Source organism: Bradyrhizobium sp. NDS-1 (assembly GCF_032918005.1).
Lineage (GTDB): Bacteria > Pseudomonadota > Alphaproteobacteria > Rhizobiales > Xanthobacteraceae > Bradyrhizobium > Bradyrhizobium tunisiense.
Map to the genome: position 1 here is coordinate 1,352,037 of NZ_CP136628.1, position 18,923 is coordinate 1,370,959.

14 protein-coding genes and 1 tRNA gene are annotated in these 18,923 nt (G+C 66.2%); 9 read left to right on the forward strand and 6 right to left on the reverse strand.

Going from position 1 to position 18,923, the window contains the following annotated elements; genetic code table 11:
* Positions 1-144 precede the first annotated feature (144 nt).
* Entirely contained in the window at positions 145-1,152 is a 1,008-nt protein-coding gene (locus RX330_RS06420) for an RluA family pseudouridine synthase (RefSeq protein WP_317242437.1), read from the reverse strand.
* On the opposite strand from RX330_RS06420, the gene RX330_RS06425 reads away from it, so the two are divergent.
* A complete protein-coding gene (locus tag RX330_RS06425) occupies positions 1,151-1,495 on the forward strand; it encodes a hypothetical protein (RefSeq protein WP_212080490.1) in 345 nt (114 codons plus the stop codon). The two genes, RX330_RS06420 and RX330_RS06425, sit on opposite strands and share 2 nt — an antisense overlap.
* Positions 1,496-1,552: 57 nt before the next feature.
* Positions 1,553-1,627: transfer RNA gene (locus RX330_RS06430), tRNA-Glu, on the forward strand.
* Positions 1,628-2,138: 511 nt separating this feature from the next.
* Here the strand turns inward: RX330_RS06430 and RX330_RS06435 are convergent.
* Complete coding sequence (locus RX330_RS06435; RefSeq protein WP_317242438.1) at positions 2,139-3,122, reverse strand: alpha/beta hydrolase; 984 nt, start codon at positions 3,120-3,122, stop codon at positions 2,139-2,141.
* Positions 3,123-4,049: 927 nt separating this feature from the next.
* Here RX330_RS06435 and RX330_RS06440 point away from each other — a divergent pair.
* Together RX330_RS06440 and RX330_RS06445 are read left to right on the forward strand one after the other, a co-directional pair.
* Positions 4,050-5,540, forward strand: coding sequence for an amidohydrolase family protein (locus tag RX330_RS06440; protein WP_317242439.1), 1,491 nt, complete (start codon positions 4,050-4,052; stop codon positions 5,538-5,540).
* 2 nt (positions 5,541-5,542) lie between these two features.
* Positions 5,543-6,502: a CobW family GTP-binding protein gene (locus RX330_RS06445; protein WP_317242440.1), complete on the forward strand. Its 960-nt coding sequence runs from the start codon at positions 5,543-5,545 to the stop codon at positions 6,500-6,502.
* Between the two features lie 205 nt (positions 6,503-6,707).
* Here the strand turns inward: RX330_RS06445 and RX330_RS06450 are convergent, their stop codons facing one another.
* Together RX330_RS06450 and RX330_RS06455 are read right to left on the reverse strand one after the other, a co-directional pair.
* On the reverse strand, positions 6,708-7,181 hold the full coding sequence (locus RX330_RS06450) for a hypothetical protein (RefSeq protein ID WP_317242441.1): 474 nt from the start codon (positions 7,179-7,181) through the stop codon (positions 6,708-6,710).
* Between the two features lie 11 nt (positions 7,182-7,192).
* Positions 7,193-7,693, reverse strand: a complete 501-nt coding sequence (locus tag RX330_RS06455) for a hypothetical protein (RefSeq protein ID WP_317242442.1) — start codon at positions 7,691-7,693, stop codon at positions 7,193-7,195.
* Positions 7,694-7,964: 271 nt separating this feature from the next.
* Between RX330_RS06455 and RX330_RS06460 the strand changes: the two genes are divergently transcribed.
* From RX330_RS06460 to RX330_RS06470, 3 genes are all read left to right on the forward strand, one after another.
* Positions 7,965-9,647, forward strand: a complete 1,683-nt coding sequence (locus RX330_RS06460; RefSeq protein ID WP_317242443.1) for a methyl-accepting chemotaxis protein — start codon at positions 7,965-7,967, stop codon at positions 9,645-9,647.
* A 194-nt stretch (positions 9,648-9,841) separates the two neighbouring features.
* Positions 9,842-13,147, forward strand: a complete 3,306-nt coding sequence (locus RX330_RS06465; protein WP_317242444.1) for an acetyl-CoA carboxylase family protein — start codon at positions 9,842-9,844, stop codon at positions 13,145-13,147.
* 227 nt (positions 13,148-13,374) lie between these two features.
* A complete protein-coding gene (locus RX330_RS06470; RefSeq protein WP_317242445.1) occupies positions 13,375-15,219 on the forward strand; it encodes a sigma-54-dependent Fis family transcriptional regulator in 1,845 nt (614 codons plus the stop codon).
* A gap of 144 nt (positions 15,220-15,363) precedes the next feature.
* Here the strand turns inward: RX330_RS06470 and RX330_RS06475 are convergent, their stop codons facing one another.
* Positions 15,364-15,933, reverse strand: a complete 570-nt coding sequence (locus RX330_RS06475; RefSeq protein WP_317243849.1) for a flavin reductase family protein — start codon at positions 15,931-15,933, stop codon at positions 15,364-15,366.
* Between the two features lie 49 nt (positions 15,934-15,982).
* Positions 15,983-17,080 (reverse strand): LLM class flavin-dependent oxidoreductase, encoded by a 1,098-nt coding sequence (locus RX330_RS06480; RefSeq protein WP_317243850.1) that lies wholly within the window; start codon positions 17,078-17,080, stop codon positions 15,983-15,985.
* A gap of 236 nt (positions 17,081-17,316) precedes the next feature.
* Between RX330_RS06480 and RX330_RS06485 the strand changes: the two genes are divergently transcribed.
* Together RX330_RS06485 and RX330_RS06490 are read left to right on the forward strand one after the other, a co-directional pair.
* Complete coding sequence (locus RX330_RS06485; RefSeq protein ID WP_317242446.1) at positions 17,317-18,231, forward strand: 2-dehydro-3-deoxygalactonokinase; 915 nt, start codon at positions 17,317-17,319, stop codon at positions 18,229-18,231.
* A gap of 12 nt (positions 18,232-18,243) precedes the next feature.
* Complete coding sequence (locus tag RX330_RS06490) at positions 18,244-18,876, forward strand: 2-dehydro-3-deoxy-6-phosphogalactonate aldolase (RefSeq protein ID WP_212080500.1); 633 nt, start codon at positions 18,244-18,246, stop codon at positions 18,874-18,876.
* Positions 18,877-18,923 lie beyond the last annotated feature (47 nt).

Genomic DNA, 18,923 nt, shown 5'->3' on the forward strand with positions numbered 1-18,923 from the left:
AGCTGCGATGTTCCGCGTTGGTCATTTCCAACGCAGGCGCAATATACCCCATGGGGGGTCAAAAAGGGAAGGATTGCTGACGTCACGACCCCGTGTGGCAGCTATAACTTTTTGTAATGTAACGCTTTTCCTAACGGGCCTGCGTCATAGCGCCGCTTTCAGCGCAGCTTGAAGGAGAAGCAAATCCTCCGGCAAAGGCGCCTCCCAGTGGAGTAATTCTCCGGTCCTCGGGTGCTCCAATACCAGCAAATAGGCATGCAAGGCCTGCCGCCCCAGCGCGGCCAGAGCGGCCTGCGATTCTGGGCCAAGCTGGTTCGCCTTGGTCTTGAAATGCGGGCCATAGACCGCATCCCCCATGAGAGGGTGCCCGATATGGGCGAGGTGGACCCGGATCTGGTGGGTGCGCCCGGTCTCGAGCTCGCAGGCGAGCAGCGTTGCGATCGGCTTGCCGTCGCGCCCCGGAAAACTCTCCAAGATCTCCCAATGCGTCACCGCCTCGCGGCCGCCCTGGCGCACCGCCATCTTCTCGCGCGCATGCGGATGGCGGTCGATCGGCGCATCGACGGTGCCGCGATGCCGGCCGGGCACGCCCCAGGCGAAGGCCATGTAGCCGCGGCGCATCGCGCCGGCGCGGCCGTGGTCGGCGAATTGCGCTGATAGCGAGGCGTGGGCGAGGTCGTTCTTGGCGACCACCATCAGCCCTGTGGTGTCCTTGTCGAGCCGGTGCACGATGCCGGGCCGGCGCACCCCGCCGATGCCTGAGAGCGAGGTGCCGCAATGGGCGATCAGGGCATTCACCAGCGTGCCGGTCTCGTGGCCGGCGGCGGGATGCACCACCAGCCCCTTCGGCTTGTTGAGCACGACGATGTCGTCGTCCTCGAACACGATGTCGAGGGCGATATCCTCCCCCTTCGGCTCCGGCGCAGCCGCCTCCGGCACGTCGATTATGATCGTATCGCCGGATGCGACGTGATAAGCGGGGTCGCGGACCGCGGAGGCCTTCAGGTGTACTGCGCCCGCCAGGATCAGGGCCTTCAGCCTCGATCGCGACAGCTCCGGCAGGCGCGCCGCCAGCACGCGGTCGAGCCGGGTCGAGCCCTCGTCACCGGCGACCACGACCTCCAACCTTTGCGCAGAGCCTGAGCTTTCCATGACGACGTCTGATACCGCTGTTCCCGAACCGACCCCCGAGCAGGCCGCGCTGTTCGCGCGGGTGCGGCGGATGATGCTGATCGCGGGGTTGACCACGGCGCTGGCGATCTGCGCCGTGCTGATCGCGGTGGGCTACCGCCTTTTCAAGTCGGAGGGAAGGGCGACAGAGCCGGTGGGCGACGTCACCGCCACCCTGCCGAAGGGCGCCAAGATCGTCTCGACCGGGGTCGCGGGCGACCGCCTCGTGGTCACGCTGGATCTCGGCGGGGTCATCGAGATCCGCACCTTCGACGCCCACACCCTGAAGCCGGCCGGACGGCTGAAATTCGCCAACGAGCCGTAAAAGGCACGTCGGGGTCCTTGCGGCGGACAAATTTCGAGGTTATTGGCTAGCCCTCACGCTCCCTTCGTCTAGCGGTTAGGACGCGGCCCTCTCAAGGCTGAAACAGGGGTTCGATTCCCCTAGGGAGCGCCATTTGTCTTTTAAGACAATCTTTCCCTTGATCTCCACTTGATTGTTCCACCCTTCGGGTGAGCCTTTGGCATTGGCGATCAATATCCGGGCCGACGACGAGTCAGCAGGCGAGATCGAGCGGCCGTGGGATCAGGTTGCCGTGTTCGGCCACATTTCACATTCGCGATCTACGACGAGCCTGCGGTCGACAAGAAGGCCGCGTGGGACGTCATGCTGGCAGCTGTCGCCGGCGAGACGCAGTTGCGGATCGCGTTCAACCAAATTCGCTGGTTCGAAGGTTCTCCGCCGGCCCGGCGCTTGGACGCCCCATTGCTCGCTCGGCACTGCCATTGCCGACGAACGGCGCGATGATGTGATTGCCTTTGCACGGCGTTTTTGATCGCAGATTTCAAGTGCTGTTCGACGTGGTGGATTGCGTCGCCGCTCCGCCGGTGCGGGTTATCGCCGAGCGCAAATTACCATCTTAGCTGGTCGTCGTCCGCCGCCAATATCACGCCTTGCGAGCGCTCCCTTACGCCGTCGTCCCATCGATCGACCGCCGGATCACCTTCTGCACATCCGCATTCGACAGGAACAGGTCGTGGTTGACGATGCCCCAGCCTTCCGCTGACGCATCGACCACGCGCACGCCGAGCCGCGCGATGGCGGCTTTTTCCGCTGCGCCGACCCGGGTCATTCCGCCGGCGAGCTGTCCCGACAGCGCCAATGCGCGGTCGTTGGTCGAGGCGATCACGGTGATCTTGCCGGCCAGCGGGCCGATGCGTTGCACCGCCGACGAGAACACGTCCATGTCGATGTCGGGTGCGGCGAACACCACCGCGCCGATCTTGCTCGTGACCGTGTCGCCGTATCGCCCATAGAGCTGACGCAGGCTCTCCAGCGTCAACATGGTTCCCATGCTGTGCGCGACGATGTGGACGCGGCCGCCGCTCGGCGCGGACACCAGCGCAGAGAGCACGCGCTCGAATTCGTCGCGCGACCACATCGCGCTGTCGCGGTCATAGGCGTAGTCGAACAATCCGGCCTTGGAGGGCCAGGCGAATACCATGGTCCGGCCGCGGAACTTGATCGCATCGGAGAGATAGGCGCCATCCAGCACGGCCGTCTCGAACGTCTGCTTGAAGCCGTGCACATAGATCAGCACGTCGCCTCCGCCGGCCTGCGTCGCGAGATCGCCGGCGTCGGCTGGGGCGGTTTCGATCCGATCCAGACGCCAGCCCCCGAGCCCAACCGAGGCGAGAGACAGGCGGCTCTCATCGGGCGCCACCAGCTTGGCCCGCGCCACCGTCATGCTCGTCGCGCGCTCCGGACCGAACCAGGGTTTGGCGCGGGCGCCGTTCACGGGCTTGCGCGTGGTCGCGACGAGCAATGTGGAATCAACGGAGAGCGACGATGCATCGTAGCGCGCGCCGGTCGCACCGAGCCCGGCGCATCCGCCGAGCGCGAGCGCGCTGCCCGCCGACATGAGGCCGCCGAGCAGAGCACGGCGTGACATGGAATGACGGGGGTCGCGTTGCGGAAGATCTTGCACGATCACACGGAACCTTCGGGAACTTTGCCCACATAACGCCGCCCCGCCTCGTCCCTGAATGACAATGGGGGCGAGAAGACGGCGAAGGAGCGTCGTGGATGCAGCGACTGGCATCCGCGCCCAGCGCCGGTTCGGAAGCTCGCCGAGCCTGGAGTGCGTGCCGGCACCGACGGGGAGTTCCTGACGTCAAGCGAAACACCCCGATCCGCTGTCAACCCCTTTTGCCGAAAATATTCCACTTTACCGAAATTCGGATTTGTCGTATGTGTCGGCCATCCCAGCCCACCAAAGGGGCGGTCGTACGTCGTTTCGAGCGCGGGCTGGGAGTTGCGGTGGACGCGGGCGGCGTTGAAGGCGGAGCTTGCGCGTGCAGGGCGGGATGAACCTCGTGAGCATGCGTGGCCTGCGAAGACGAACGGCGCCCCTGCGTACGGCGAAACCGTGTGGTCCTGGCCGTCGTTGCCACGGTCAAGTCTGGCGGAGATGCCAGCGAGCCCAACCGGGCAGACTGCATCATCCAATCCGCGGGGCGAGGGAGGCCAAAGGAAAGGTCGGCTCCCGGGAGAGCGCGGCATAGGCCGTCGAACCATCGCGCAGGGAAGGCCTGGTTTCGGCTGCCCTGTGTCTCCCTGTGCATTGCGTGTGCATCTGTTCAGCACGGGGGTCTTTACGGGTGCCAGCCGGCGCCCGGCCTTCCCTGCGCCCTTTCTTTCCGAGAGGGCAAGGAGAAAAGCAAAGCTCGGGCAAACCATGCCGCGAGACCGCGAACGCGTGTTTGCGATGTGCCTGCAAATTGACCTCCCTTGCGAGCATGCTGCGTCGGCATTGGCGAAGGTAGTCGCTGCTCCCAAAATCTGCCTTGATGCGATCTCTGCTTTCGGGAGTCTTGATATGAGCGGCTTGGTGATCTCTGGCGGCCGGGTGGTGGATCCCGCGAGCGGGATGGATGCTGTCGGGGAGGTGGCGGTGGCGGACGGCAAGATCGTTGCCGTGGGCACGGGCCTTGGTGGCGCCGAGCGGGTGATCGACGCCACCGGCCTCGTGGTCGCGCCCGGCTTCATCGATCTGCACGCACACGGCCAGTCGCTTCCGGCCGACCGCATGCAGGCCTTCGACGGCGTGACGACGACGCTCGATCTCGAGGCCGGCGTGCTGCCGGTCGCCTCCTGGTATGAACGCCAGGCGCGGAAGGGACGCGTGCTGAACTACGGCGCGGCCACCAACTGGGCCTTTGCGCGCATCGGCGCGATGACGGGCTCGAACGCGGAGAGCTCGCTGGAAGCGTTCGGCAATGCCATGCGCGACCGCCGCTGGATGGACAACGTCGCGACCGACGCGGAGGTCGCCGGCATCCTCGATCGGCTTTCGCGCGGCCTCGACGAGGGCGGCATCGGCATCGGTATCCTGAACGCCTATGCGCCGGGCGCCGGCGTGCAGGAGCTGACGGCGGTGTGTCAGCTCGCTGCAGCCAAGGACGTGCCGACCTTCACCCATGTCGCCTTCATGTCGCGTATCGACCCCGAAAGCGCGGTGGAAGCCTATATCCGCCTGATCGGCTATGCCGGCGCCACCGGTGCGCACATGCACATCTGCCATTTCAACTCGTCGAGCAAGACCGACGTCGAGCGTTGCCGCGCGCTGATCGCAAAGGCGCAAGGACAGGGCCTGCCGATCACTGTCGAGGCCTATCCTTACGGCACCGGCTCCACCGTGCTCGCCGCCGCCTTCTTCAGCGACCCCGAATTCGTCGAGCGCAACGGTACCGGTTACGATTCCGTGCAGCGCGTCACCGACGGATATCGCTTCCACGACCGCGAGGAGCTGTTGAAGGCGCAGGCCGAAGAGCCGTCCTCGCTGGTGCTCTGGCACATCCTCGACACCGAGAACAATGCGCATCATCGCGACCTGCTCGACATGTCGGTGCTTTATCCCGGCGGCGCCATCGCTTCCGACGCGATGCCGTGGACGACCTCGGACGGCAAGACCTACACCGGCGATGCCTGGCCGCTGCCTGACGATGCCACCTCGCATCCGCGCTCGGCCGGCTGCTTCACGAAATTCATCCGCGAATGGGTGCGCGAGCGCAAGGCCGTGTCGCTGCTCGAAGGCGTGCGCAAATGCGCGCTGATCCCGGCAGAGATCCTGTCGCAGAGCACGCCCGCGATGCGCGCCAAGGGCAGGCTCGCGAAAGACGCGGACGCCGACATCGTCGTGTTCGACTACGAGAAGCTCTCGGATCGCGCGACCTTCACGGCGATGAACCGTCCGTCGGAAGGCGTGCGGCATCTCGTTGTCAGCGGCCAGGTGCTGATCGGCGATGGCGTGCTCGATGTGACGGCGCGGCCCGGAAAGCCCGTGCGCCGTCCCGTCGTCGAGGGTTGACTATGCCGGTCCCCATTCTCCTGGTGACGGGCTTTCTGGGGGCGGGCAAGACCACGGTGGTGAACCATCTGCTGGCGCACGCGGAGGGGCGGCGCATTGCCGCCGTCGTCAACGATTTCGGCGCCATCAACATTGATGCGGAGCTGATCGCGGGCGCCAGCGACGGCGTGGTCAGCCTCGCCAATGGCTGCATCTGCTGCTCGCTCGAAGGCGATCTCCTGCGTACGCTATCGAGCCTGCTGCGGCGGGATCCGAAGCCGGAATACATCGTCATCGAGACCAGCGGCATCGCCGATCCCGCCGACATCGTCCGCAATCTGATGGACCCCGTGATCCTGCGCGAGGCGCCGCTGGAGACGGTGCTCTGCGTGATGGACGCGGCAGCGCCGCCAGCCGCCCTGGACGATGCCCTCCAGCGGTCGCAGCTGCGCGTCGCCGATATCGTGGCGCTGACCAAGCTGGATCTGGCGGAGGAGGGCGCAGACGTCCGGATGCGCGCGGCCATTCGCGCACAACGCGTTCCCGCCGTGGTGGTCGATGCGCCACATGGCGAGATTCCGTCCGCGCTGCTGTTTCCCGCGCATGTCGATCGCGCGCCCTCTCTGCGCGAGGCCCCGCCGAAACGCCCGGCGGAGGACCGCTTCGAGACGCTGAGCTGGACCTCGGACCAGCCGCTCTCGCTGCCCCGCTTGCAGCAGGCGATCGGGCGGCTTGCGCCAAAGCTCGCGCGCGCAAAAGGCCTGTTCGAGACCGTCGAGCAGCCCGGCCGCCAGATGGTGTTTCAGTTTGCCGCTGGCCGCGCCACGCTTGCCCCGGGCGATGCGCCGGCAGCAGGCGTGCCGCGATCACGGATCGTCTTCATTGCCGAGCTCGGGCTGCTCTCGACGGCGGAGCTCGATGAAATCATGGAGGCGTGCGTTGCGGGCGAGAAAGGCTCTGAAGGCGGAATAGGATTTGGATGACTCTCTCCCCGCCGGGGAGAGGTCCCCCAAACGGCGGATCGAACCAGCCCCATCGCACCTTGGTCGGCGCTATCCAAAACGACGATCCCAGCGGTGGTTGCGCCGGGATCGTCTGGAGGTTTTATGGAGGGCATCGAGCTTTGCGTCTCCATGGGGAGGTGATAGCGCAAGGCTGCTCCGGATGCGACTAGAACCGCTCAAAGCATCAGCAGAAGGCAAGCGCGTTGACCGCGCGCGTCGTCGCATCCTGCTCGCAGGAGCCGACGAGCTCGCAGACGATGGATTCGAGTTCGCCCGGCTGCTTGCGGCGCGCGACCGCCAGCAAGCGCATCAATGCAGCCTCGTCATTCGACAGGCGGCGGCAGGACGGCGGCATGAAGCACAGCCCGCATGGCCGGCCGCTGCGCAGGATTCTGACGAGCGCGGCTGTCCGGGCTACCAGCAGGGGACTATCGGAAATGCCCGGCGCCTCGTCGGCAAAGCGATAGGCAGCTTCCCAGCAATCGGACGCGCCGGTCGTATAGGCCGCCCCGATGAACCGGAACAGCGACAGCGCGACGCGGCAGAAATCATCATAGCTGTCGACGCAGGGGCGCGACGCAAGCGCGGCCTGGAGCGGACAGAGCCGCATCTGGCCGGCATCCGGGATCGCCGCAGAACCGCAAACTTCTGGAACCATGAACGATCTCGTCAATGCAACGTCGGACTTCCGACCAGCCAGCTCTTCATCGCCATGGTCCGGTCATGGTCGAAGGGGCGCACGTGCCGGTCGGGCAGGATGAGACCTGCCGTGCGGAAGATCGTCGCCAGGCCCCGCACGGGCGCGAGCGCCCAGTCGGCACCGACCGGCGGCAGCCAGCTCTCGAACCGTTCGCGCACGATTTCGAGGCGATCCTGCTGTGCCGCGGCAATGGCGTGCAAGATGGCGTGCTCGCTGTCCGACATGCGCGGGCAAGTCGGGCAGTGCACTTCGATCGCCGTATGGGCCGTGCAGGCGAAGATCTCGATGATGGCTTCCAGCGAGAGCACCGCATCGCCGACGCGAAAATGGTCGTACACCTGCTGGATGTCGGCGGCTGTCGGAACGGCGCCTCCGCTGCGCGCCTTCGCCCTGAAACCCCAGATGAAGAGCCGTTCCGCCGCGCTGAGCGCGGGAAGGTCGAGAGACCCCTGTGATATCGATGAATGCATGAAGCCTCTGGCCCTTGGCTGCGCGCACGCCACAGCTCGCGCTGATGTCTGCATCGATCGTTCTGCCAGAGCCATCTCCAAGTCAACGCGCGGAAGGGCGATATCGAGGTGTTCTAGATTTGAAGAGCTCGCATCTCCGATGCGAGGCCGTGCTGGAGGAGGACGAAGCGGAGCGCCTTCGGAGGGCGCTTGGGGAACCGGAATGCTTAAGGCTTTGCTAAGAGGATCAGGATAAATTGGCATATCTGTACCGCCAATTTTGCGAGCCCCGATGATTTTCTCCCGCATCAGTTTCAAGCTGGTTCTGATTGTCGGCATCAGCCTCCTCGGCATGATCGCGCTGGCGCCGATCGCGCTGTCGACCCTGCGCGCGCAGATGGTGACCGATCGCCAGGTCAAGACGCAGCACATGGTCGATGTCGGCTACGGCATCCTCGCCCACTATCAGAAGCTCGAGAGCGAGGGAAAACTCTCGCGCGAGCAGGCCCAGGCCGCCGCGATGGCTGAAATCAAGAGCCTGCGTTACGACAAGGTCGAGTATTTCTGGATCAACGACATGACCCCGAAGATGGTCATGCATCCGATCAAGCCCGAGCTCGACGGCAAGGATCTCTCCGGCATGAAGGATCCCGCCGGCAACGCGCTGTTCATGGGCTTCGTCGACGTCGTCAAAAAGCACGGCGCGGGCTTCTACGGCTATCTCTGGCCGAAGCCGGGCTTCGACCAGCCGGTCGGGAAAATCTCCTACGTGAAGGGCTTTGCGCCCTGGGGCTGGATCATCGGCACCGGCATTTATCTCGACGACGTCGACGCCGTCTTCCGCCAGGCCGCGACGACGTTCGGCTACGTCTGTCTGGCCGTGCTGGTCCTGGTGCTCGGCGCGTCCTTCGTGATCGGTCGCAGCGTGACCCGTCCGCTTGCAAAGATCACCGCGCTGACCGAGCGCCTTGCCGCCGGCGACAGCGCCTTCGAGGTGCCCTACACCGATCGCAGCAACGAGGTCGGCGGGCTCGCCAAGGCGCTTGCCGTGTTCAAGGACAACGCGTCGGCGGTCGGCCGGATGCATGCCGAGCAGCAGGAGCTGAAGCAGCGGGCCGACGAGGAGAAGCGCAAGGCGATGGCCGATCTCGCCGGCAAGTTCGAGGCGAGCGTCCAGGCCGTCGTTCGCGAGGTCTTCAGCGAAGCGCGCGCGATGCAGCAGGCCGCGCAGGGCATGTCGGAGACCGCGAACAAAGCGAGCGACCGCGCGAGCTTCGTCGCAACCGCCTGCCAGCAGGCCTCGACCAACGTGCAGACGGTGGCCTCCGCCGCCGGACAATTATCGTCCTCGATCTCGGAGATCAGCCAGCGCGTGGCGCAGGCCGCGACCGTGGCCGACAAGGCCGCCGCCGACGGACAGCGCACCAACGACACCGTGCAGGGGTTGGCTGCGGCCGCGCACAAGATCGGCGAGGTCATCGACCTCATCAACCAGATCGCCTCGCAGACCAATCTGCTCGCACTCAACGCCACCATCGAGGCGGCGCGGGCCGGCGAAGCCGGCAAGGGCTTTGCGGTGGTCGCGAGCGAGGTGAAGTCGCTGGCGAGCCAAACCGCGAAGGCGACCGACGAGATCGGCGCCCAGATCACCGCGATCCAGGCCGAGACCAATCAGGTCGTCGGCAACATCGAGAGCATCCGCGCCACCATCATGGAGGTCAACGAGATCTCCTCCTCGATCGCCGCCGCCGTCGAGGAGCAGGGCGCCGCCACGCAGGCGATCGCCCACAGCGTGCAGGAGGCGGCGTCCGGCACCGACCAGGTCTCGCAGAACATCTCCGGCGTGACCGATGCGACCGCGGAGACCGGCCAGGCCGCCGGCCTCGTGCTGCAATCGAGCGGCCGGCTGACACAGAAGCTGCAATCGCTCGAGAACGAGGTCAGCACTTTCGTCGCGGGCGTGCGCGCGGCCTGATCGACGCCAATCCCGTCTGCCGTGACGTGGATTATTGGCCTCGTCACGGCACGTGCGGCGAAGGGAAATTCCGGCCTGCGGGAGCGGTCATCGCGACCGGCTACCTCGCTCTTGACGGCTACGGCTAAAGTGGAGAAGCAGGATCATCGAACCTGCCGCCCCGCGCCCGGCCTCGCGGGCATGGAGACCGCTGTATGTCGTTCAAGAAACTCCTGATTGCCAATCGTGGCGAGATCGCCATCCGCATCGCGCGCGCGGCGGCCGATGCCGGCATCGCGACCGTTGCGATCCATCCCGCCGACGATGCGCTGTCGCTGCACGTGCGTGTCGCCGATGACGCGGTCGAAATCCCCGGCCGCGGCGCCCGGGCCTATCTCGACATCGATGCGGTGGTGAAGGCGGCGAAGGGCGTCGGCTGCGACGCCGTGCATCCCGGCTACGGTTTTCTCAGCGAGAACGCGGCGTTCGCCAGGGCCTGCGGCGATGCAGGCATCGTTTTCGTCGGGCCGAAGGCTGCGGCGCTGGACCTGTTTGGCGACAAGGTCGCGGCCCGGCAACTGGCAAAGCGCTGCGGCGTTCCGATCATCGCCGGCACCAGCGGGCCGTCCTCGCTGGAGGAGATTTCGGCGTTCTTCACATCGCTCGGTGGCAATGCGGCAATCGTGATCAAGGCGATGGCCGGCGGCGGCGGCCGCGGCATGCGCGTGGTGGAGAACGCGTCCGACCTCGCGGAAGCCTATGCGCGCTGCCAGTCGGAGGCCAAGGCCGCGTTCGGCTTCGACGGCGTCTATGCCGAGCGGCTGATCCGGCAGGCGCGCCATATCGAGGTGCAGATCATCGGCGACCACTTTGGCGCGATCTCCCATCTCTGGGAGCGCGAATGCACCATCCAGCGCCGGCACCAGAAGCTGATCGAGGTGGCGCCGAGCCCCTCGCTGAGCGATCCCTTGCGCGGCCGCATCATCGAGGCTGCGAAGCAGCTCGCGACGGCGGCGTCCTACGACAATCTCGGCACCTTCGAATTCCTGGTCGACGGCACCGCCGAGGACAGTTTTGCCTTCATCGAGGCCAATCCGCGGCTTCAGGTCGAGCACACCGTCACCGAAGAGGTGCTCGGGCTCGACCTCGTCCGCGCCCAGCTCGCGGTTGCCGCGGGCGCTTCGCTGGCCTCGCTCGGCCTTGCACAAGGCGCGATCCCGAAACCGCGCGGCCACGCCATGCAGCTTCGCGTCAACATGGAAACGCTGGACGAGACCGGCGCGACGCATCCGACCGGCGGCGTGCTCGCTGTGTTCGAGCCGCCGTCGGGGCCCGGTGTTCGCGTCGATAGTTTTGGTTACGCCGGCTACAAGACCAGCGCGGCCTTCGATTCGCTGCTGGCCAAGGTCATCGTGCATAGCCCGGGCGAGACCTGGCATGACGTCGTTGCCAAGGCCTCGCGCGCCTTGCGTGAGTTCCGGATCGACGGCGTCGTCACCAACATCGCCTTCCTCCAGGCCGTGCTCGCGCATCCCGATTTCAGGACCAATCGTATCGCGACCGACTTCATCGATCGCAATATCGCCAAGCTCGTCGAGGCGGCGGACGGCGCGGCCAAGCCGCTCTACTTCGCCGCGACCGAGCGAAGCGGTGGCCACAGCGCGGAGGCGCAAATTGCGCAAATCGTGCCCGAAGGCACGGTGATGGTCGCCGCGCCTTTGCAGGGAACCATCGTCACCATCCAGGTGAAGGAAGGCGAGATCGTGCGCCCGGGCCAGCAGCTCGCCGTGATCGAGTCCATGAAGATGGAGCATCTCGTGATGGCCGAGCAGGGCGGCCGTGTCATGAAGCTCGCGGCCGGCGACGGCGCCACGCTGATGCATGGCGAGGCGATCATGTATCTCGAGCCGCTCGACGTTGCGGCTGACAGCACGGCTGCGGAAACCGACGTCGATCTCGACCATATCCGTCCCGACCTTGCTGAGCTGATCGCGCGCCAGGCCAATACGCTGGATGCGAGCCGCCCGTCTTCGGTCGAGCGCCGCCGCAACACCAACCAGCGTACTGCGCGCGAGAACGTCGCCCAGCTCGTCGACGACGGCTCGTTCATGGAATATGGCAGCCTCGCCATTGCGGCGCAGCGGCGCCGGCGCAAGCTCGACGATCTCATCAAGAACACGCCGGCCGATGGCCTCGTCATGGGCGTCGCCACGGTGAATGGCGAGAAGTTCGGCCCGGAAGGCGCGCGTTGCATCGTCGTGGCCTACGACTACACCGTGCTCGCGGGCACGCAGGGCCACATGAACCACAAGAAGATCGACCGCATGCTGACGCTTGCGGAAGACTGGCGCGTGCCGCTGGTGTTTTATGCCGAAGGCGGCGGCGGGCGGCCCGGCGACACCGATCGGCTGGGCATGACCGGGCTCGACGGCCCGTCCTTCGTGCAGTTCGCAAGGCTCTCCGGCCTGGTCCCGGTCGTGGGCGTGGTTTCCGGCTATTGCTTCGCCGGCAACGCCGCGATGCTCGGCTGCTGCGACGTCATCATCGCGACCAAGAACGCCTCGATCGGCATGGGCGGCCCGGCCATGATCGAGGGCGGCGGGCTCGGCGTCTATCATCCGGCCGAGGTCGGACCTGTTACGTTCCAGTCGCCGAACGGCGTCATCGACATCCTGGTCGAGGACGAGGAGGAGGCAACGCGCATCGCGCAGAAGTACCTGTCCTATTTCCAGGGTGCGGTGAGGGAGTGGCAGGCCGCCGATCAGCGCCTGCTCCGCCGCGCGATCCCCGAGAACCGGCTGCGCGTCTACGACATCCGCAGCGTCATCGATCTGGTCGCCGACAAGGACAGCGTGCTGGAGTTGCGGCGCGACTACGGCGTCGGCATGGTCACTGCGCTGATCCGGATCGAGGGCAAGCCGTTCGGCCTGATCGCCAACAACCCGCGCCACCTCGGCGGCGCGATCGATGCCGATGCCGGCGACAAGGCCGCGCGCTTCCTGCAGCTCTGCGATGCCTTCGATCTTCCGATCGTCTCGCTCTGCGACACGCCCGGCTTCATGGTCGGCCCGGAGGCCGAAAAGACTGCGATCGTGCGCCATGTCTCGCGGATGTTCGTGACGGGCGCGAGCCTCACCGTGCCGCTGTTCGGTATCGTGCTGCGCAAGGGCTATGGGTTAGGGGCGCAGTCGATGATCGGCGGCGGCTTCCATGCCTCGTTCTTCACCGCGGCCTGGCCGACCGGCGAGTTCGGCGGCATGGGCTTGGAAGGCTATGTCCGCCTCGGCTTCCGCAAGGAGATGGAGGCGATCGCCGGCCCCGAGGAGCGCGAGACCTATTACCGCAACAAGGTCGCCGAGCTCTACGCCAACGGCAAGGCGGTCTCGATCGCCTCGGTGTTCGAGATCGACAACGTCATCGACCCCGCCGAGACGCGGCGCTGGATCATGGCCGGCTTGCGGTCCGTGCCGAAGCCGCCCGCCAGGACGGGAAAGAAGCGGCCGTGTATCGATACGTGGTGAGGGCGGTGCAGCAACGCCCGCCAATTATCCGGGCGAGCCGCTTCCATACCGTCATGCTCGGGCTTGTCCCGGGCATCCACGTTCTTTCGCACGCGCGGTAACGCGTGGATGGCCGGGACAAGCCCGGCCATGACGAGGAGGAGAGAGTATCGCCTCCCGGTTCCCGATTGACATCCCCGCCCGTGCTGCCAGACTTTGCACAATAATACAGGGTGGAGACGTCTGCGATGGCCAGCCTGTCGGCCTCGAACCATGTCGCCCGGGTCTTGTCCGTCGCCAATCATGTGGCCGACGTCGATGCGTCTTCGCGGATTGCCAATTCCTGGCGGCGCTCCTTGATCAGCCACAAGCTCGATCCCGCCCGCCAGGGCCCGCCACAGACGCTGACCGAAGCCGAGTTCCGGCATGTCGCCCAGCCTATGGAGCAGACGATCCGGCTCGCCACGTCCGAGCTCGAGGATCTCGCCCGCGTGCTGCGGGAGGCCGGCTATTGCGTCAATCTTGCTGATGCGAACGCGACCATGCTGTTCAGCCGCTTGCCGGGCGAGGCCGACACTGAGATCTTCCTGCGCTGGAAGGTCTACACCGGCTCGAATTTTTCGGAGGCCCATGAAGGCACCAACGGGCTCGGCACCTGCCTTGCAGAACAAAAGCCGATCCTGGTTCACCGCGATGAGCATTTTCGCGAACAGTGGGGCATCTTCTCCTGTGCAGTGACGCCGCTGTTCGACCAGGCCGGCCGCATCGCGGGCGCGGTGAACATCACCTCGTGCCGCGACGACCTCAGCCGCGCCGCGCATCAGCTCGCGCTCGCGATCACGATGCAGGCCACGCGCCGGATCGAGGGCGCGATCTTTCGCGACCATTTTCGTGACGCCTGGATCGCCACTGTGCCCGGTGATGGCGGCAGTGGCCTGCTCGCCTATGACGACGACCGCCGCGTCGTCGGCGCGTGCCGGTCCGCCCGCGCACTCCTGGGCCTCACCGACGGCTTGATCGCTTCCGGCATCGACCTGTCGCGCTACATCAAGTTCGACCATCACGCTGCGCGCGACGAGGGCGACATCGTCCAGCTGCGCCGCGCCGATGGCAGTCCGTTGGGACGGGGTCAGATCGCGCCGCCGCGGCGCGCGCGGCCGCTCAGCAAGCGCCGCGATCCGCCCGTTGATCGCTTCGATGCGCTGCACCGGCTCGCCGGCGGCGATCCCGGCCTGATCGGAAGCGTGAGACGGCTGAAGCGCATCGGCGACCACAATCTGCCGGTGCTGCTGCAGGGCGAGACCGGCGTCGGCAAGGACGTGTTCGCGTGTGCCATTCACGCGGCGAGCAACCGGGCGCGCAACAATTATGTCGCGCTGAATTGCGCGGCGATGCCCGAGAGCCTGATCGACGCCGAGCTGTTCGGCTACGAGGCCGGTGCCTTCACCGGCGCGCGTCGCGACGGCTCGAAGGGCCTGATCGTGCAGGCCGACGGCGGTACGCTGTTCCTCGACGAGATCGGAGACATGCCGATCGCACTGCAGACGCGCCTGTTGCGCGTGCTGGAAAACCGCGAGGTCTGGCCGCTCGGCGCGCTCAAGCCGGTCGCGGTCGACATCCGCCTCATCAGCGCCACCCACCGCGATCTCGGCCGCCTGGCGGAGGAGGGCGCCTTCCGCGCCGATCTCTATTTTCGCCTGCGCGGCCTGGAGGTGCGTTTGCCGGCGCTGCGCGAGCGCGCCGACCGGGAGGACATCATTCGCCAGATCGCGCGCGAGGAGGCATCGAACTGCCGCTTCTCGGACGAGGCGTGGTCGCAGCTCTCGGCATATCCCTTTCCCGGCAATATGCGCCAGCTTCGCCACGTGCTGCGGCTCGCCGGCTGCACCGCGGAGAACGGCGTCATCACCGATGCGGACCTCGATCTGCCGCCGTTCGGCGGACAGGCGACGGAGCCGGATCTTGCGAGTGCCGAACGCGCCACCATCGTCGAAGCCTTGCGCCAGCATGGCGGCCGCGTCACTGAGGCGGCGCGCGCCCTGAAGCTCAGCCGCGCCACGCTGTACCGAAAGATCAAGCAACTGAAGATCTAGACGGCGCAGTAGCGGCCAATTGCATGCGGCACGCTTTCCCCTTGCGGAAGCAGGGTCTCTTCCGCGAAACGCGGATATCGCAGGTGGCAAAGCGAAGCGTGCCCACCACCTTTATTGTGGTGTCTGACGGATGGTGGGCAAGGCCTACGAAAAATCTGTCCAGCTCAGATGGCGCGAATCGATGTCGCCGACCGTCACGGTCTCGCGCATCTCTTGCGGCGTGTGAAAACTGCTGCGCAGGTACACGAGCGCCCGTGCCGCCTCCTCATGCGACACGCCGCGCACCTCGCCAACGAAAATCGAATGCGTCGCGGTCTCGAACTCCCGCGCCAGAACGCAATCGAACGCGGCGACGGCGTCGGCCAGCATCGGGGCACCGGTCGCGCCGCGCGTCCACTGCCCGAAGGTGAAGCGGTCGTCGCCGTTGACGCCCTTCTGGCCGCTGAAGGTGAGCGCGAGCAACGCGTGATCCTCGTGCAGGAAATTGATCGCGAAGGCGCCTTCCTCGCGGATGCGTGCATGTGCGCTGGCGTTGCGGTTGACGCAGACGATCAGCGAGGGCGGCGAGTCCGACAGCGAGCAGGCCGAGGTCACGGTCAATCCCGTGCGCTTGCCGTGTTCGGCGCCCACCGTGACCAGCGCGACGGCGCCGGCGCATTGGCGCATCGCCTGCTTGAAATCCTTGGCGTCGACAGGTTTGGCGTCCACGGAAATCTCCGAAATTGCTGCGGGTGCGGCACGATCGTGCCGCACCCGCGTCGGGTCAAGCCGCCTTCTTCGCGGAGCCGAGATGCTTCAGGCGCGGCATCACCTCGTTCTTCAGCAGCGACAGTGAATGGTGCCAGGCCTCGGCCTTGTGCTTGTAGTCGAAGCCGAACACCAGGAGCACGCCGAAGCCGCCGACCTCGTCGTAGATCTTCTCGATCTTCTCGGCGACGGTCGCGGGCGAGCCGACGATCCAGTTCCGCTTGGCGCAATATTCGACGGTGACGTCGCTGTCGGCCACGTCTGGCGCGTGCTTCAGATAGTCCTTGAAGCCGAAATGACCTAGCAGCGGCAGGAAGTACTCGCTCATCATCCGGCCCATCATGTCGCCGGTCGAGAGCCTCCAGGCCTCTTCATCCGTGTCGGCGACGAACACCTCGCGCACGAGGCGCCAGTCCGCGCGGTTCGGCTTGCGCCCGGTCTTGGCGGCGCCGATCTCGACGGAGTCCCAGTGGCTGCCGACATAAGCCGGGTTGAGGTTGAGGCTCATCGGGATGAAGCCGCGCTCTCCCGCGAGCTTCAGCGTGTCCGAGTTCTTCGAGAGACCAGCGACGCCGATCGGCGGATGCGGCGCCTGCAACGGCTTGATGTGCGGCTTGAGGAAGTCGAACATCGTGTCCGGCTTGGTCACCGTCCAGAACTTGCCCTTGTAGGTGAAGGGTGCGGGATCGGACCAGAGCTTCAAAATGATCTCCAGCGCCTCGCGGGTCATGTCGCGGTTCTGCCCGCTCATGCCGTCGACGTTGAACATCGCCCAGTCGCTCGGCAGGCCCGACGCTGCGACGCCGAAATTGAGCCGGCCCTCGGAGAGATGGTCGAGCATCGCGACGCGGTTGGCGAGCTCGGCCGGGTGATGGTAGGGCAAAAGGAACCCGCCCGGCCCGATGCGAAGCTTCTTGGTCTGCATCAGCGCCTGCGCAATCAAGAGGTCCGGTGTGGGATTGGGTTCCCAGGGCGCGGTGTGGTGCTCGCCGACCCAGGCCTCCTGATAGCCGAGCTCGTCGAGCCAGCGCATGACCTGCAGGTCCCAGTCGTGTCCTTCCTTCAGGCCGCACTCCGGCGGATGCGAAGGCATCGTGAAATAGCCGATCTCCATGGGTTTCCTCATCTGGTGTTGACGCGTCTTGTCGCGCGTTGACGGATGTCAGTGCCGACCCATGAGCAAGCGGTGTGCCAGCGCGGCAGCGTCTCCGGCCTGCCAGAAAAGGCTGGTTTGCGGCGGCAATAGCCGATATCCCGGGGCGGATTTGCCAAGCGTCCGTCTCATTGTCGCGAGACGGCGTCTTGTCGGTGAGACAAGAATTTGGCGTTGAGACGAGGACACGCGTTGAGATGACCGAACCCGCTTATGTCGCGGTGGATTGGGGCACCAGCAGTTTTCGCTTGTGGCTGGTCGATCGAGCCGGCCAGGTGCTGGCCGAGCGCCGCAGCGATGAAGGCATGCTGGCGGCGGCGAAGACCGGCTTTCCTGCCGTGCTGCAAGCGCATCTTGCGGCGGTCGAAGCGCCGGATCATCTGCCGGTTCTCGTCTGCGGCATGGCCGGTGCCAAGACCGGCTGGGTCGAAGCCGGCTATGTCGACACGCCGGCGCCGCTCCCGACAGTCTTGAAGCAGGCCGTGCGCGTCCCGGGCGAAGCCCGCGACATCCGGATCCTGCCGGGCATCGCGCAGCGTGACGCCGGCGCGCCGGACGTCATGCGCGGAGAGGAAACGCAGCTGCTCGGCGCGCTCGGCTTTGAAGCCGCCGGCGAGGCGCTGGTGTGCATGCCCGGCACGCATTCGAAATGGGTGCGCGTCAAAGGCGGCATTGTCGAACGTTTCTCCACCTTCATGACCGGTGAGCTTTTCAGCGTGGTCTCGCGCGAGACCATCCTGTCGTTTGCGGTTGCGGGCGCTGACGAAGCCGAGGACGTGGCGAGCTTCAAGGCGGCGGTCAAGGCCGCATACGCGGCGCCGGCCTTCACCGCCAATCTGTTGTTCGGTGCGCGGTCGCGCCAGCTTCTATTCGGCGGCACGCCGGCTGCTGCGCGCGAGACGCTGTCGGGCACGTTGATCGGTGTCGAGCTCGCGGCCGGGCTCTCCGGCACCGTGCCGCAGGCGGGCGTCAAGCTGATTGCCTCGGGGCGGCTGGCGATGCTGTACCGCCACGCCTTCGACGCCTTGTCGGTCACCGCGCATCCGGTCGATGCGGATGAAGCGGTCCGCCGCGGCCTGTCGATGGCGGCTGCCGCGATCTGGATGAAATAGAAGGATCTCGAGATGACCGTCCCCTTTCCGCCGATGCAGCGGCCGCTGGTCGCGATCCTGCGCGGCATCAAGCCCGAGGAGACCGAGGCCATCGTCGGCGTGCTGATAGAAGCCGGCATGACCGCGATCGAGATCCCGCTGAACTCGCCCGATCCATTCCGCTCCATCGGGGCGGCCGTGAAGCAGGCGCCGGCAGGCGTGCTGATCGGCGCCGGTACGGTGCTGACCACCGCGGATGTCGATCGCCTCAACGACGTCGGCGGCAAGCTGATGGTCTCGCCGAATGTGGACACCCAGGTGCTGGTGCGTGCCCACCAGTACGCCATGGTGACGCTGCCCGGCGTGTTTTCGCCGACCGAGGCGCTGCTTGCCGCACGCTCCGGTGCGTCGGGGTTGAAGTTCTTTCCGGCGAGCGTGCTGGGCGCCTCCGGCATTGCGGCGATCAGGGCGGTGCTGCCGTCAGGCGTGATGATCGCCGCCGTCGGCGGCGTCTCCGACCAGAACTTCGCCGAGTACATCAAGGGCGGCGTGACCGCGTTCGGGCTGGGCTCCAGCCTCTACAAGCCCGGCATGAGCGCAACGGATGTAGCCGCTCGCGCAAAGGTGACGATCGCGGCTTACGATCGGGCGATCGCGAAAGACTGAGCCGGCAATAAACAAGCCGTGATGCCGTCACGGTCGCGCGTTATCCT

Bases quoted from the DNA above. Each gene is read 5' to 3' on its own strand.
- RX330_RS06490 (WP_212080500.1), top strand. From the start codon at position 18,244: ATGACCGTCCCCTTTCCGCCGATGCAGCGGCCGCTGGTCGCGATCCTG.
- RX330_RS06445 (WP_317242440.1), top strand. From the start codon at position 5,543: ATGCCGGTCCCCATTCTCCTGGTGACGGGCTTTCTGGGGGCGGGCAAG.
- RX330_RS06465 (WP_317242444.1), top strand. From the start codon at position 9,842: ATGTCGTTCAAGAAACTCCTGATTGCCAATCGTGGCGAGATCGCCATC.
- RX330_RS06450 (WP_317242441.1), bottom strand. From the start codon at position 7,181: ATGGTTCCAGAAGTTTGCGGTTCTGCGGCGATCCCGGATGCCGGCCAG.
- RX330_RS06460 (WP_317242443.1), top strand. From the start codon at position 7,965: ATGATTTTCTCCCGCATCAGTTTCAAGCTGGTTCTGATTGTCGGCATC.
- RX330_RS06435 (WP_317242438.1), bottom strand. From the start codon at position 3,122: ATGTCACGCCGTGCTCTGCTCGGCGGCCTCATGTCGGCGGGCAGCGCG.
- RX330_RS06425 (WP_212080490.1), top strand. From the start codon at position 1,151: ATGACGACGTCTGATACCGCTGTTCCCGAACCGACCCCCGAGCAGGCC.
- RX330_RS06485 (WP_317242446.1), top strand. From the start codon at position 17,317: ATGACCGAACCCGCTTATGTCGCGGTGGATTGGGGCACCAGCAGTTTT.
- RX330_RS06420 (WP_317242437.1), bottom strand. From the start codon at position 1,152: ATGGAAAGCTCAGGCTCTGCGCAAAGGTTGGAGGTCGTGGTCGCCGGT.
- RX330_RS06455 (WP_317242442.1), bottom strand. From the start codon at position 7,693: ATGCATTCATCGATATCACAGGGGTCTCTCGACCTTCCCGCGCTCAGC.
- RX330_RS06470 (WP_317242445.1), top strand. From the start codon at position 13,375: ATGGCCAGCCTGTCGGCCTCGAACCATGTCGCCCGGGTCTTGTCCGTC.
- RX330_RS06440 (WP_317242439.1), top strand. From the start codon at position 4,050: ATGAGCGGCTTGGTGATCTCTGGCGGCCGGGTGGTGGATCCCGCGAGC.
- RX330_RS06480 (WP_317243850.1), bottom strand. From the start codon at position 17,080: ATGGAGATCGGCTATTTCACGATGCCTTCGCATCCGCCGGAGTGCGGC.